The 14,383-nt window shown below is 44.1% G+C and carries 10 protein-coding genes; all 10 read left to right on the forward strand.

All coding sequences use genetic code 11. From position 1 onward, the window contains the following. The first annotated feature begins 12 nt into the window (after positions 1–12). The 10 genes from rlmH to pulA all read left to right on the forward strand — a co-directional run bounded on the left by rlmH (position 13) and on the right by pulA (position 14,348). Positions 13–492: a 23S rRNA (pseudouridine(1915)-N(3))-methyltransferase RlmH gene (gene rlmH, locus G590_RS0100805; protein ID WP_026493824.1), complete on the forward strand. Its 480-nt coding sequence runs from the start codon at positions 13–15 to the stop codon at positions 490–492. A 17-nt stretch (positions 493–509) separates the two neighbouring features. Beyond that, positions 510–1,556: a PhoH family protein gene (locus G590_RS0100810; protein ID WP_022763767.1), complete on the forward strand. Its 1,047-nt coding sequence runs from the start codon at positions 510–512 to the stop codon at positions 1,554–1,556. Then, positions 1,546–2,757 carry a hypothetical protein gene (locus tag G590_RS0100815; RefSeq protein ID WP_022763768.1) on the forward strand — a complete coding sequence of 404 codons (1,212 nt, stop codon included), beginning with the start codon at positions 1,546–1,548 and terminating at the stop codon, positions 2,755–2,757. Before G590_RS0100810 ends, G590_RS0100815 begins: the two co-directional genes overlap by 11 nt. Then, on the forward strand, positions 2,741–3,244 hold the full coding sequence (gene ybeY / locus G590_RS0100820) for an rRNA maturation RNase YbeY (protein ID WP_022763769.1): 504 nt from the start codon (positions 2,741–2,743) through the stop codon (positions 3,242–3,244). Before G590_RS0100815 ends, ybeY begins: the two co-directional genes overlap by 17 nt. Positions 3,245–3,266: 22 nt before the next feature. Further along, positions 3,267–4,907, forward strand: a complete 1,641-nt coding sequence (locus G590_RS0100825; protein ID WP_022763770.1) for a polysaccharide biosynthesis C-terminal domain-containing protein — start codon at positions 3,267–3,269, stop codon at positions 4,905–4,907. 2 nt (positions 4,908–4,909) lie between these two features. Continuing rightward, the gene (locus G590_RS0100830) at positions 4,910–6,133 is read left to right on the forward strand and encodes an aminoacetone oxidase family FAD-binding enzyme (RefSeq protein ID WP_022763771.1); all 1,224 of its coding nucleotides are present in this window, start codon (positions 4,910–4,912) and stop codon (positions 6,131–6,133) included. Between the two features lie 21 nt (positions 6,134–6,154). Next, a complete protein-coding gene (locus G590_RS0100835; RefSeq protein WP_022763772.1) occupies positions 6,155–7,837 on the forward strand; it encodes an NAD(P)/FAD-dependent oxidoreductase in 1,683 nt (560 codons plus the stop codon). A gap of 13 nt (positions 7,838–7,850) precedes the next feature. Then, complete coding sequence (locus G590_RS0100840) at positions 7,851–8,426, forward strand: 5-formyltetrahydrofolate cyclo-ligase (protein ID WP_022763773.1); 576 nt, start codon at positions 7,851–7,853, stop codon at positions 8,424–8,426. Between the two features lie 8 nt (positions 8,427–8,434). Then, on the forward strand, positions 8,435–11,509 hold the full coding sequence (locus G590_RS0100845; protein WP_022763774.1) for a glycoside hydrolase family 2 TIM barrel-domain containing protein: 3,075 nt from the start codon (positions 8,435–8,437) through the stop codon (positions 11,507–11,509). A 121-nt stretch (positions 11,510–11,630) separates the two neighbouring features. Next, positions 11,631–14,348: a type I pullulanase gene (gene pulA, locus G590_RS0100850; RefSeq protein WP_022763775.1), complete on the forward strand. Its 2,718-nt coding sequence runs from the start codon at positions 11,631–11,633 to the stop codon at positions 14,346–14,348. The last annotated feature ends 35 nt before the right edge of the window (positions 14,349–14,383 follow it).

A 14,383-nucleotide genomic window follows, 5' to 3' on the forward strand; every position in this document is an offset into this window, starting at 1 on the left:
GGAGTATTAGTGATTAAGATAACTCTTATTGTTGTCGGCAAAATTAAAGAGAAGTACTGGAACGATGCTATTGCAGAATATTCCAAAAGGCTTAGCAGATACTGTAAGCTCGATATAATTGAGGTTCAGGATGAGAAGACACCGGATGATGCACCGCCGGCTGTCTGTGATCAGATCAAGAAAAAAGAGGCAGAGAGAATCCTTAAGAATGTCGATGACCATGCGTTTGTATGTACTCTGGAGATAGCCGGCAAGCGCTTTTCATCTGAAGGATTCGCTGATTTTCTTGATAAAAAAGCTCTTTCGGGAGTCAGCCATATTCAGTTTGTTATCGGAGGATCTTTGGGGCTTCATGAGAGTGTTCTAAAAAGGTCAGACCAGGGGATAAGCTTTTCGGATATGACTTTCCCACATCAGATGATGAGAGTTATACTGCTGGAACAGATTTACAGGGGCTACAGGATAATAAACAATGAGCCCTATCACAAATAACGGATTTGGGGATATGTATGAGTGAGATCACAGAACTGACACTGCAGCTTACAGCTGAGGATGAGAGAAATATCTTTGGCGGTAACGACAGTTATATCAGAAAGATAGAAAAGAGCCTTTCTGTAGAAATTATAGACAGAAACGGACAGCTTCACATAATAGGAGATAAGGAAGGTGCAAACAGGGCATCTCAGATCATAAGAGAGCTTGTGACTCTCTCAAGGAGAGGCTCTCTTGTTGAAGAGCAGAGTGTAGAATACGCCATTTCGCTTAAGAATGATGATACAATAGAGAAAGAGGTCAAGGAAAAAGACAACGTCCTTGCAGGAATTGATATGGACGTTATCTGTCATACGGTTTCCGGTAAGCCTATTAAACCCAAAACTCTTGGACAAAAGAGATATATTGATGCCATAAGAAATAAGATGATCGTATTTGGCCTTGGCCCTGCCGGAACAGGTAAGACCTACCTTGCTATGGCTATGGCTATCACAGCTTTTCAGAGGGATGAGGTAAGCCGTATCATACTTACAAGACCTGCCATTGAGGCCGGAGAGAAGCTTGGATTTTTGCCCGGAGACCTCCAGAGTAAGGTTGATCCGTATTTAAGACCTCTGTACGATGCTCTTTATCAGATTATGGGTACCGAGAACTTCATCAAGAATATGGAGAAGGGACTTATTGAGGTTGCTCCGCTGGCGTATATGAGAGGAAGAACTCTTGACAACGCTTTTATCATTCTGGATGAGGCTCAGAATACAACGCCGGCTCAGATGAAGATGTTCCTGACCAGAATAGGTTTTGGTTCCAAGGTGATAATAACGGGTGATGCATCCCAGAAAGATTTAGCACCCGGAACAAAGTCGGGACTTGATGTTGCAACTTCAGTACTAAAGGGCATTGACGACATAGCCTTCTGTAATCTTACAAGTGCCGATGTAGTCAGACATCCACTTGTTCAGAAGATTGTTAAGGCATATGAGGACTATGAGAAAAAGACTGCAAATAAGCAGACCAGGAAAAGAGTTCAGAAGTTGGAGAGAAGTTCGCTAAATGGAAAGTGAGAAGGGGTCACTTAACAGGATAAAGATTCTGTATGCCATTATGTTCCTGTTTACGGGAGCGTTCGTGTTTGGCATATCATTTATATTGGGAAAAAGCCATGAAGCAATACTGCGAAATACCATTGTTTCTTTGATCGGTGCAGGAACCATTATCTTCATGCTGATGGATGCAGCAGGAAGAGGTAAGGAAGGGTTCTCCTACGACAACTTCTATAAGAGAAACAGGTATTTTGTTGTTTACATGATCATGGTGGTTTTGTCATGTTTCTTTTCCCTGGTTCCCAGCGCATTTTGGCCGTATATGTCGCTTATCGTTGTGATGGCGCTGTTCTCAAACACAGAGATAGGTATGCTGTCAGGAGTATTCTTTGTAACTCTCTCTGTAATGCTGGAGGAGAGCGGGGGCATCGATGAGCTGTTCATGTATGTTCTTGCCGGAACTGTAGCTCTGGCGCTGTTTAAAGACCTTGGAGAGAATACGCAGATAGCACTTCCGGTCTTTATTTCAATGCTGATGCAGGCGGTGCTGCTGATAGCTTTTTATGTTCTGTTCCAGAATAGGACTTTTTCCATCAACCTTTTGATACTTCCCATACTGAATCTGATGTTGAATCTGATCATTCTTCTGATCTTCCTCAACATGTTCGGTGTTTATGTCATCAGGAAATCCAATGATATGTACATGGAGATCAACGATGTTGAGTATCCGCTTCTTGTTACTCTCAAGGAGAAAGACAAGGACGAGTATTTCAGGGCGATTCATACCGGATATCTTGCGGAGAGGATTGCTCTCGGACTTGGATTTAATGCAAGGGCGGTAAAGGCTTGTGCTTATTACCACAGAATAGGTCTTTTGGATGGAAGCCTTAAGTGGCCTGATGTAGAACATTTTTATATTGAGAATGATTTCCCTGTGGAGGCGATAGAGTTCCTTCATGAGTATATCGAACCTGAGAAAGGTGCCATCAAGTCAAGAGAAGCTCTGGCGGTACAACTCAGTGAGACGGTAATTGCATCCATTATGTATCTGATAAAACAGAATAAAGATGCTAAAATAGATTATGATAAACTGATAGACAGCATCCTGGATAAGAAGGTCAGTGATGGTGATCTGAAGGACTATGCCGTTACTTTCAGGGATTTTGATAAGATGAGAGCCCTGCTCAAGAAAGAGAAATTATACTATGACTTTTTACGTTGAGAATGAAGTCCATGCTGATTTTGGTTTTGATATAGAGGAGCTTGCAAACAGTGTTGCCGATACTGTTCTTGAGATGGAAGGATGCGCTGCCGATCTGGAAGTGGGCCTTACAATAACAGACAGTGAGGGTATCCATGAGCTTAACAAGGAGTTCAGAGGAATCGATGCACCGACTGATGTACTGTCTTTCCCGAATGTAAGCTATGAGAGAGCTGGGGATTTCTCAGTGCTTTTAGGGGAACAGCTGGTGGATCTTCTTGACCCTGACACCGGCAGAATCATGTTTGGAGATATTGTAATAAACGAGGACAGAGTACGTTCTCAGGCTGAGGACTACGGTCACAGCATAAAAAGGGAGTTTGCCTTTCTGGTAGCACACAGTATGCTTCACCTGTGCGGCTATGATCACATGGAAGAGGAAGAGGCAAAGGTTATGGAAAAAAAGCAGGAGGATGTTCTGGGAGAACTTGGTATAACCAGAGACTGATACCTGTACGGGGAAATAAAATATGAAGACCTATTCAGAAGAGAAGAGAATAAGGCCTCACATCCTGACAGCCACCGTTTACCTTGCAGTAATGGTAATGATGGTCTATTGGATTGTGGCAATCAGAATATGTGGCGATAAAGGAGCTTTCTTTGCAGTCGGCCCGTTTTTTATCTACGGAATATTTTACTGTTGTTTTGTACTGGCGGTACAAAAGGCGGTTTATATAATGGTAAGGCTTCGTGCAAGAAGATCGCAGTTTCACAATGCTGAGACCAATATGCAGAGGTCAATGAGGATATTCAGTATATGCTCGCTGGTGACGGGAGGTCTTTTGATCGCACTCAGCTACACGCTTTGCAAAGCAGTACTTGATTCTGACAGAGGATTTATCCAGCTCATGCTGGCGGGAGCATCCGTAATATTCCTGGGGATTCAGGGTGTACTAAGGGGATACCTCCAGGGAATAGGATATACCAAGCCTATTATGCTTTCAGATTTGCTTATTGCAACTGTGTCCATTGTATCGGGTACCATTGCTGTGGCTATACTTTATAACTACGGCCTTAAAGTTAACGGACTTCTTCATGCCGATGAGTTCAGTGCAGTTTATGGATCGACGGGACTTATGGCGGGAATACTTCTTGGAAGTATAGTGGGATTTGTTCAGACCATTATCAGCTATCACCTGAGAAAGAGCGAGATTCAGGAGCTTGTTAAGAACGGAGCTCCAAGATATCTCGATAATAAAAATGATGTACTGGCCGGAATAAGACCTATTATGCCACTGTACGCGACACCGGCACTCGCAGTTATTGTTGATCTTTGTGTTTACTGCATCTTTACCAGAAAGGTTCATGGCGATATAGACTTTATGTCAAGCTACGGGACTTACGCGGGATACGTTATCTGCACGATAGCTCTTTTTACAACTATTTGCACTATACCTTACATTAAGCCTATGAACAGGGTAATGGCAAGGATTGAAAGAGATGAATACGAGGGCGCAAGGGACAGATACAAGCGCCTTATAAGGTTTTCCAATATGTTTTTTGTGCCGGTATCGGTTTTCGTGTTCGCAACAGCAGAGACTCTGCTTATTGCACTGTACGGAAAGAGCAATGCTCTGGCCAATTCTCTGATGAGCCTCGGTGGGATAATGATACTCTGCACATGCCATGCGCTTATGTCTTCCTGGCTTTTGAATCATATGGGTAAATCTGTAGCCATACTGGTCAATCTTGGAATAGGATGGGCAGTGCATATTCTCTGCCTGTTATTGTTTATATGGCCGCTTAATATGGGCGTGATGGGTGTTCTGCTTGCAAGCCTTTTGTCTGTGGGTGTATACGATGCTTCCTGCTATTTCATGCTTTCCAAGGTTCTGCATCATCATCACGAATGGATGAAGAGTCTGATACTTCCTGTGGCGTCTGCCGCAGCAGCCGGACTTATTGTATTTCTGGTAAACAAACTGCTTATCAATGTCATCGGAGATATACTTACACTGATCATCTGCATTGTGCTTTTTTGGGCGGTATATATGCTTGTCATGGTTGTAACAGGGGGCGTCCTGGCCCATGAGCTGGGGAAGATACCGTTTGGTAAACTTTTCTACGGCATTTCCGTTGCCATAAGGCGCGACAGATATGAAGAGGGTTGAATTTGAATAAGGAAATAATTGTTGCAGGCGGTGGGGCTGCCGGAATGTGCGCAGCTATCTACGCAGCAAGAAACGGTGCGAAAGTCTCCATTATTGAGAAAAATTCCTGTCTTGGCAAAAAGCTTTCCATGACAGGTAACGGCAGATGTAATCTGACCAATCTTGATATGAGAGAGGAATATTACAACGCTTCTGCAAGAGGGAGAATGAAAGAATGGCTCTCTACCTATGGTGTGGAGGATGTCATATCATTCTTTAAATCTCTGGGAGTTGTGATCAAAAGCGAAGACGGATACATCTATCCGGTTTCCGGACAGGCCATGAGTGTTGTCAATGCGCTTGAAAATGAGATAAAACGACTTGGTGTAACTGTGAATTTCGGTGAGCAGGTAAAAGCCGTAAAATGTCTTGATGGCGGAAGAGTAAGGCTAAGCTCCAATAAGGCGGAGTACGAAGCTGATGCTGTGATACTTTCAATGGGTGCGCTTTCCGGTGCCAAGAGTACCATGTCCACAGGAGATGGCTACTACATATGCAAGAATATTGGAATGTCTGTAAAGGACACTTATCCGGCACTTGTTGGATTTAAAGTGGCGGACGGAGAAATCATGCCTTCCGCGGGAGTGAGAGCTACTGCAGAGGTTTCTTTTATTTTGGGAACAGAAGTCATTGCGAAGGAATACGGTGAGATTCAGCTTAGTTCTGACGGAATCTCAGGAATACCTGTTATGCAGGCATCAAGAGAGGTCATAAGATTTGTAGAGGACAAAAAGCCAATCTTTGCCGTTATCGATTTCTTTCCGGACTATGACGAGAGCGACTTTAAAGCTCTGAAATCAGATATGCTGCGCCTCAAGGATGACAGAAGCCTGGAAGAATTCCTGCAGGGTTTTGCCAACAGTGGTATCACCGATATGGTTCTTGGCAGAATGAAGCTTGGCAGAAAAATGAAGATGAAAAACATATCCGTGAGCATGGCGGATTGCATTCTGGATAACTACAGAAATCTGAAAATTGCCATTGATAGCAGCTATGGCTACCAGGCGTCTCAGGTTACAACAGGAGGCGTCAGTCTCGGAGATATAGGAAGTGATTTTTCCTGCAAGGGCGCTCCCGGAGTGTACTGTGTTGGAGAACTTCTCGACGTTGATGGAAGATGTGGCGGATATAACCTTCAGTTCGCCTGGACCAGCGGAAGTATCGCCGGCTGCGCTGCATCATTGTGAAATAACAAAGAAAGTACATATATGATAAGAATCAATCAGATAAAAATACAACATGATGAGAATATGGACTATAGCACGAAGGCTATGGTTGAGTTTCTTAAGAAAAAGGCTTGTAGAATACTGAAGATTCAGGAGATAAATATTGAATCTTTGAGTATAGTTAAGCATTCCCTGGATGCCAGGAAGAAGCCGGAGTTATACCATATTTATACAATTGATCTTAAGGTGAATGGAAAACCTGAGGAGAAAATTGTTAAGGCGTGCAGGGATAAGAACGTGTCTGTTGTTTCCGAGAAGAAATATGATTTCTGGAGTCATGTCCCGGGCATAGTCCATAAGGAAAAAGACCTTTCGGATAAGCGCATCATTATCATCGGCTGCGGACCTGCAGGGCTTTTTTGCGGATATGAACTGGCAAAACAGGGATTTAAGCCGCTGATATTGGAGCGTGGAGCGGATGTGGATAAGAGGAGCGAGATTGTAGATAAGTTCTGGGCTACCGGAGAGCTGGATGAGACAACCAATGTTCAGTTTGGAGAGGGCGGAGCCGGAACATTTTCAGACGGTAAGCTCAACACCATGGTTAAAGATAAAGAGTGCAGGGGAATGGAAGCTCTTGATATCTTTACCGATCATGGTGCTCCGGAGCAGATAAAGTATGAAGCCAAACCCCACATTGGTACGGATATACTAAAGAGTGTTGTTAAGAATATAAGAGAAGATATAAAGAGCTATGGCGGCGAAGTCTATTTTGAAACTAAGGTAACGGAGCTTGTATTAAGTGAAAACGGTTCACTTAAAGGCGTAATAGCAGAAGGGGCTGATGGAAACAAGAAGCAGATAGATTGCGATGTGGCGGTTCTGGCCATCGGGCACAGTGCAAGAGACACATTCTACATGCTCAAAGACAAAAATGCTGATATGCAGCCAAAACCGTTTGCAGTGGGCTTTAGAGTTGAACATCCACAGAGCCTTATTAACATGAGCCAGTACGGATCAGAGCATGTAAAGGGACTCGGAGCAGCTCCATATAAGCTTGTTACGACTACAGAAAGCGGCAGAGGCGTTTATTCCTTCTGCATGTGTCCCGGAGGATATGTGGTCAACGCATCTTCAGAGAAGGGAAGGCTTGCGGTTAACGGAATGAGCTACAGCGGACGTGACGGTAAAAACGCCAACTCTGCAATTATCATAACCGTTGACCCGCAGGATTTCGGAGGAAGCGATGTGCTCTCCGGTGTGGAATTCCAAAGAAGGCTTGAAGAGAATGCATATAAGCTGGCCGGAGGAAGGATACCTGCAGAGTACTACGGTGACTTTAAGAAAGCCTGTGGCAACGCTGAAAAGGGGCCTGATAAGAACTACATTGATGCTGAGAGTTTTAATCCACAGACAAAGGGAGAATATGAATTTGCCGATGTACACACGATTCTTCCGGATGAACTCAACAAGGCGTTTGTAGAGGGTATGGAGAATTTTGGCAGGATGATAAGAGGCTACAACGATGACCATGCACTTGTGCTTGGAGTTGAGAGCAGGACTTCATCCCCGGTCCGCATCACAAGAAATGATAAAGGAGAATCTACCGGAATAGAGGGATTATTCCCCTGCGGAGAAGGGGCCGGCTACGCGGGCGGCATAATGTCAGCAGCTATGGATGGCATAAGAAGTGCCGAATGGGTTGCCGAAAAATTGCTGACTTGAAGGTAAGGACGATATGGATAAGAGAGAACTTAGAACAATATATATAGCAAAGAGACAGACCATCCCTACAGAGGTGAAGCAGGAAAAGAGCAGACAGATTCTGGAGAGGCTTGTTGAACTTCCTGAATATCAGAATGCTGATAATATTCTGGCATATGCTTCGAGAAAAGGAGAGGTCATCACTGATGAGATGATTCTGGATGCACTTTCTCTAGGGAAAAATGTCTTTTGCCCCAAAGTGACAGATGTAGAAAAATCAGAGATGGAATTTGTAAGGATCGACTCTCTGGAGGAGATGAGCGAGGGGGCTTTTGGCATTAGAGAGCCTGAGATTACCGAATCATCGGATATTGCAAAAGAACTTGATCCTGAAAAGACTCTTGTGATCATGCCCGGGGCTGTTTTTGACAGGCAGCTTAACAGGATTGGTTACGGCGCGGGCTTTTATGACAGATATTTAAGCGCACACCCCTATTACAGGACTGTAGCTGTTTGCTTTGCATGCCAGATATCTGACGAGATCATCGATGCGGATGTCAATGATATAAAGCCGATGATGCTTATCAATGAAAATGAAACAATAAGGTGAGGAATATCATGGAAACATTTGATTATGAGATAGTAAAAAATCCTGAGATTTTTGCTCAGAACAGGTTGCCGGCACACTCTGACCATGTGGCATATAAGTCAGTGGCTGAGCTTTCAACCGGTGAGAGCAGCTTTCGATTTAGCCTTGACGGTGTATGGCATTTCCATTATGCAAAGAATATAAAAAATGCTCCGGAAGGCTTTTTTGATGTAGATTTTGATACAACAGGATGGGATAGAATCCGTGTTCCTGCTCACATTCAGATGGAAGGATACGACAAGCCTCAGTATGTTAATGTTCAGTATCCGTGGGATGGAAGGGAAAGACTTACTCCTCCTGAAATTCCACAGGAGTTCAATCCGGTTGCGGATTATGTCAAGCTCTTTTCACTTCCGGAGGGCTTTGCTCACGATAAAGTATGCATTTCTTTCCAGGGAGTTGAAAGCGGATTTGCGCTCTGGCTCAATGGCAGATACGTAGGATATTCTGAGAACACCTTCGATCCGGCAGAATTTGATCTGACGGATTACCTTGTTGAAGGACAGAATAAACTATGCGTAAGAGTGTTCAAGTGGACAGCCGGTAGCTGGTGCGAGGATCAGGATTTCTTCAGATTCTCCGGAATATTCAGATCTGTTTACTTGTATAGTATTCCAAGTACACATATATCTGATCTTTCTGTTAAACCGGGGCTTGCTTCAAACTTAAAAAGTGCAAAGCTTGAGATCAAGGCCCTGACGCAGGGTACAGGAACTGCAGAATTTGTGCTTTCCTACAGGGGGGAGAAGATTCTTGAGGATGCAATAACAATCTCTTCAAATGGAGAGTGCGAAGGGACCTTTAAAGTAGACAAGCCTTTGCTATGGAGTGCAGAGGAGCCTAATCTATATGAACTTCTCATTACTGTTAAAAATGCCAAGGGCAAGGTATCTGAGGTTATCAGACAGTACGTGGGCTTTAGGCGTTTCGAGATGAAAGACGGGCTGATGCTTCTTAATGGCAAGCGAATTGTCTTTAAGGGCGTCAACAGGCATGAGTTCAGCAATAAAAACGGACGTGTTCCAAGCAGAGAAGAGCTGATCACTGATATCACAACCATGAAGAGGAACAATATCAATGCCATAAGGACAAGTCACTATCCTGATGACTCTGCCCTTTATGAGCTTTGCGATGAGTACGGACTTTATCTTATAGCTGAGAACAACATGGAGACTCACGGAACCTGGGAGCCCTTTGAGAGAGGCGCTCAGCCAAAGGAATATGTTGTTCCGGGAGACAACGGGATATGGGAAGGTCTTCTTTTGGACAGAGTAAACTCCTGTTATCAGAGGGATAAAAACCATCCTTCAATTCTTATCTGGTCGTGCGGCAACGAGTCTCATGGCGGAAAAGTGATCAGGAAGATGTCGGCTCTTTTCAAAAAGCTTGATGACACAAGGCTTGTACACTACGAGGGAGTCTTCCACGACAGAACATACAATGACACATCTGACATGGAGAGTCAGATGTATCCTCATGCTGCAGATATTAAGGCGTTCCTTGATAAGAACAAGGATAAGCCGTTTATCTGCTGCGAATATACACATGCCATGGGTAATTCCTGTGGAGGAATGCACTATTACACTGACCTGACAGATACTGAGCCAAGATATCAGGGAGGCTTTATCTGGGATTATATTGACCAGTCAATTACAAAGAAGGATAGATACGGAAAAGAGTTTGAAGCATACGGAGGAGATTTTGGTGACAGACCAAATGACGGCAACTTCTCAGGAAACGGAATCGCTTACGGCGACAGAACTCCTTCACCCAAGATGCAGGAGGTGAAGTTCAATTACCAGAACATATCGGTAGAGTTTGATAAGAGCGGCAAGAAGTTTAAGGTAATAAATAAGAATCTCTTCGTCAATACAGATACCTTTGATGCCTGTATCATATTAAATGTAAACGGAAAAGAGATTGCGCAGCATCCTGTGGATATAAGCCTTATGCCTCTTTCTTCAAAGAGCTTTAATGTGCCGGGAGAAATCCTGGAGAGAATGGATGAGTTTGAGAAGGCAGAGTCCATGTCGGGAAAGGACGTTGAGTTTACTCTGACTGTTTCTTTTGCTCTTAAGGAAGATACACTCTGGGCTAAGAAGGGTCACGAGGTTGCTTTCGGACAGACTACTGTCGGCCAGTACTTTAGCGAGTACAAGTGCTCACAGCCGCTTAAGGTTGTTCTTGGAAACAGTAATCTTGGAATATACGGTGATGACTTCTCAGCTCTTTTCACATACCCGTCAGCTGCGCTGGTTTCCTATGTGTACTGCGGAAAAGAGATGATAGAGAAGAGCCCTGCTCCAAACTTCTGGAGAGCACCGGTTGACAATGATAACGGCTATACCATGACCAATGACTACGCTCAGTGGAAGATTGCAAGTATGTACTCTACACTAAAGGGCTACTCTATGGCAGATATGAAGATGCCTGAAGTTGTACCGGGGCCGAATTCTATCAGCATAAGATACAAGTACTTCCTGCCAACAACACCAAGGTCAGAGTGCTTTGTAACCTACGAAGTATTCGGCGATGGAACCATCAGATGTGCGATGGACATGGATCTTGTAAAAGAGCTTGGGGATGCACCTGAGTTTGGAATGATGTTTAAGCTTAATGCTGATTACGATCAGCTGACATGGTACGGCCTTGGACCTGATGAAACTTATGCCGACAGAAAGCGCGGTGGAAAGCTTGGCATATACAAAAACGAAGTTAAAGACAATGTAGCCAAATACCTTGTTCCTCAGGAGTGCGGTAACAAGTGCGATGTCAGATACGCAAAGGTAACCGACAAGAGAGGAAGAGGAATGATGTTCTTTGGAAAACCTTTTTACTTCAGCGCATTGCCATATTCTCCTCACGAGATGGAGAATGCATCTCATCCGTTTGAGCTTCCACAGGTTCACTACACCTACGTAAGAGCGTCAATGGGGCAGATGGGTATCGCAGGCGATGACAGCTGGGGATCAAGACCACATCCTGAATACCTTCTTCCGAAGGAAGGAAAATATCAGTTTGAGTTCTTCTTTAAAGGAATTTAAGAGACACCCTCAACTACAAATGATGTAGTTGGGGGTGTTTTTTTCGTTGACGCATAATAGCCCCAGGGAGTAAAATACATAGGAAAACGTTTTCCATAAAATCAAGGGGAGGATTTGATAAGTGAAAAAAGTTGTATTTAGGCGGGGTTTAGCTCTTTTGACGGCAGTATTTATGTCTTTTGCCTTGCTGGCAGACCCCGGTTTGTCGATCACTGTAAGAGCAGACGAGGGAGTTACACTTAAGCTCCACTATCACAGGGATGATGAGAAGTACGATGGATGGGACGTCTGGATGTGGCCTGACGGAGGAGAAGGTGCAGGAATTCCGTTTGAAGATGAAGGCGGAGAGATGGTGGCAACATATAGCGTTCCTGCTGGAAAAACAAAAGTTGGATTTATTGTCAGAACGCAGGACTGGGATAAAGACGTTGATATGGACCAGTTCATTGATCTGTCTGAAGTGGTTTCAGGAACGGTTCACGCCTATGTGGAATCGGGAGTTGAAGGCGCAGTCAAGGAATACGGGGAGGATGTGATGACTGGAACTAAGCTGAAAAATGCTGTCTATGATGGAGATAAGACAATAACGATTGAACTTACAGGAGAGATTGATAAGTCACAGATTGACACTTTTTATGTCAGCGGACGTCTCGGAGATATAGAAGTGACTAAGGCTGAGCTTTCAGAAAAAGCTTCTGATACTCAGTATTTTTATGACCTGACAATCGGAGAAGTGCTCGATGCAAACAGGAACTATCGTCTTGGGTTTGACGGTCAGGAGTTTCCTGTTAATATGCCCATTGTTTATTCAACACAGGAATTCGAAGATAAGTACACCTATGAAGGTGATGACCTGGGCGCTACAGTATCTGCGGACAAGACCGTGTTCCGTGTATGGGCACCTACGGCTGAGAGCGTATCTGTAAACCTGTACGAGACAGGTGATCCATGGAAAAAAGATCTTATTGAAACAGCCCAAATGAATGCCGATGAGAAGGGCACATGGGTTTGTGAAGTTTCAAAAAATCTTGCCGGAACCTATTACACATACACAGCAGTTCTTGACGGATTGAATGTGGAAGCCTGTGATCCTTACGCAAGGACTACGGGTGTTAACGGTAAAAGAGCTATGGTCATCGATCTTGACTCAACAGATCCCGACGGCTGGGCAGACGATAAGAATCCGCATGCATCAGAAAGCATAAATGATGCAGTAATATATGAACTTCATATCCGCGATTTTTCTGTTGATGAGAACGGGAATATGGCAAATGCAGGTAAATATACTGCATTCACAGAGACAGGAACAAAGACTGCAGGAGGTAATCCGACAGGAGTTGATTATATTAAGAGTCTTGGAGTTACTCACATTCATCTGCTGCCTTTCTATGATTTCGGATCGGTTGATGAGAACGATGAGACCTCAGAACGCTTTAACTGGGGATATGATCCTGTCAATTACAATGTTCCGGAAGGATCTTATTCTACCGATGCCCATGATGGAAACGTAAGGGTAAAAGAGACAAAAGAGATGGTAAAGGCTCTTCATGACAACGGACTTTCTGTTGTTATGGATGTTGTTTACAACCATGTATACAGCGGAAAAGATTTTTGCATAAATCGTCTTGTTCCAGGATACTTCTCGAGGATAAATCCCGACGGAACCTATTCAAACGGATCCGGATGCGGTAACGATACTGCCTCAGAGAGAAGTATGGTCAGAAAGTATATTGTCGATTCAGTATGCTACTGGGCAGATGAGTATCACATCGATGGTTTCAGATTTGATCTGGTAGGACTGCTTGATGTGGATACTATAAATGAAATTGTTACTAAGGTACATGAGACTCACCCGGATGTTATTTTCTATGGTGAGGGCTGGAGCATGAGCAGTGATGTGACCAGGGATAATGTTGTTATGGCAACACAGCAGTCTTCAGAGAAGACACCGGGCTTTGCATATTTCAACGACAATATACGTGATGGCCTGAAGGGAAGCGTGTTCAGCACTTCTGAAGTTGGTTGGGCTTCAGGAGCAAGGAATGCAGAGAGAGCCATGACAAATTCTTTCCTTGCAAATGAAACCTGGTCAAAGAATCCATCTCAGATAATCCAGTATGCGTCATGCCATGACAACAATACATTATTTGACAGGATTGCAGGATCCAGGACAGATCTGGATGAAGAGTCATGGATCAAGATGAGCAACCTGGCAGCAAGCTTTTATCTCACAGCTGAAGGTGTGCCTTTCATGCAGGCTGGTGAGGAAATTCTCAGAACCAAGGTCAAAGAGGATGGCTCTTTTGACTCAAACAGCTACAGTTCGGGTGATGAAGTAAACTGCATTAAGTGGGAAAATCTTGATGATGACAAGTATCAGAAGAACCTTGAATATTACAAGGGGCTGATTGCTTTCAGGAAAGAGCATTCACTTCTAAGGCTTTCAACAGCAGAGGAGGTTTCATCAAGGGTCAGTGCTGTCGAAGGACTTGATAAGAATGTGCTGGCGTTTGTCATGGATAATTCAGACAAGTCACTTGAGGGCGAAAGTGCTGAGAAGATATTCCTTGCCTTTAACCCTAACGAGACAGAGACATCTGTTGCACTTCCCGATGGAAAATGGAATGTTTACGTTAAGGGAGATAAGGCCGGAACAGAAGTGATTGAGTCTGTTTCAGGTACTGTTACTGTAGAACCCATATCTTCTGTTGTGCTTGTTAAAGGCGGTACAGGTGGGGCAGGCGGCAGTAAAAAGGCAGTTGTGCCGATCATTGCAGGCGTCGCATGTGTGCTGGCTGTTGCAGGAGCGCTTTTGTTGAAAAATAGAAAGAAAAAATAAGAAATATTCTGAAAATGGTCCCTTGACTCCGTCCC

It is taken from the genome of Butyrivibrio sp. XPD2006 (assembly GCF_000420865.1).
GTDB lineage: Bacteria > Bacillota > Clostridia > Lachnospirales > Lachnospiraceae > Butyrivibrio.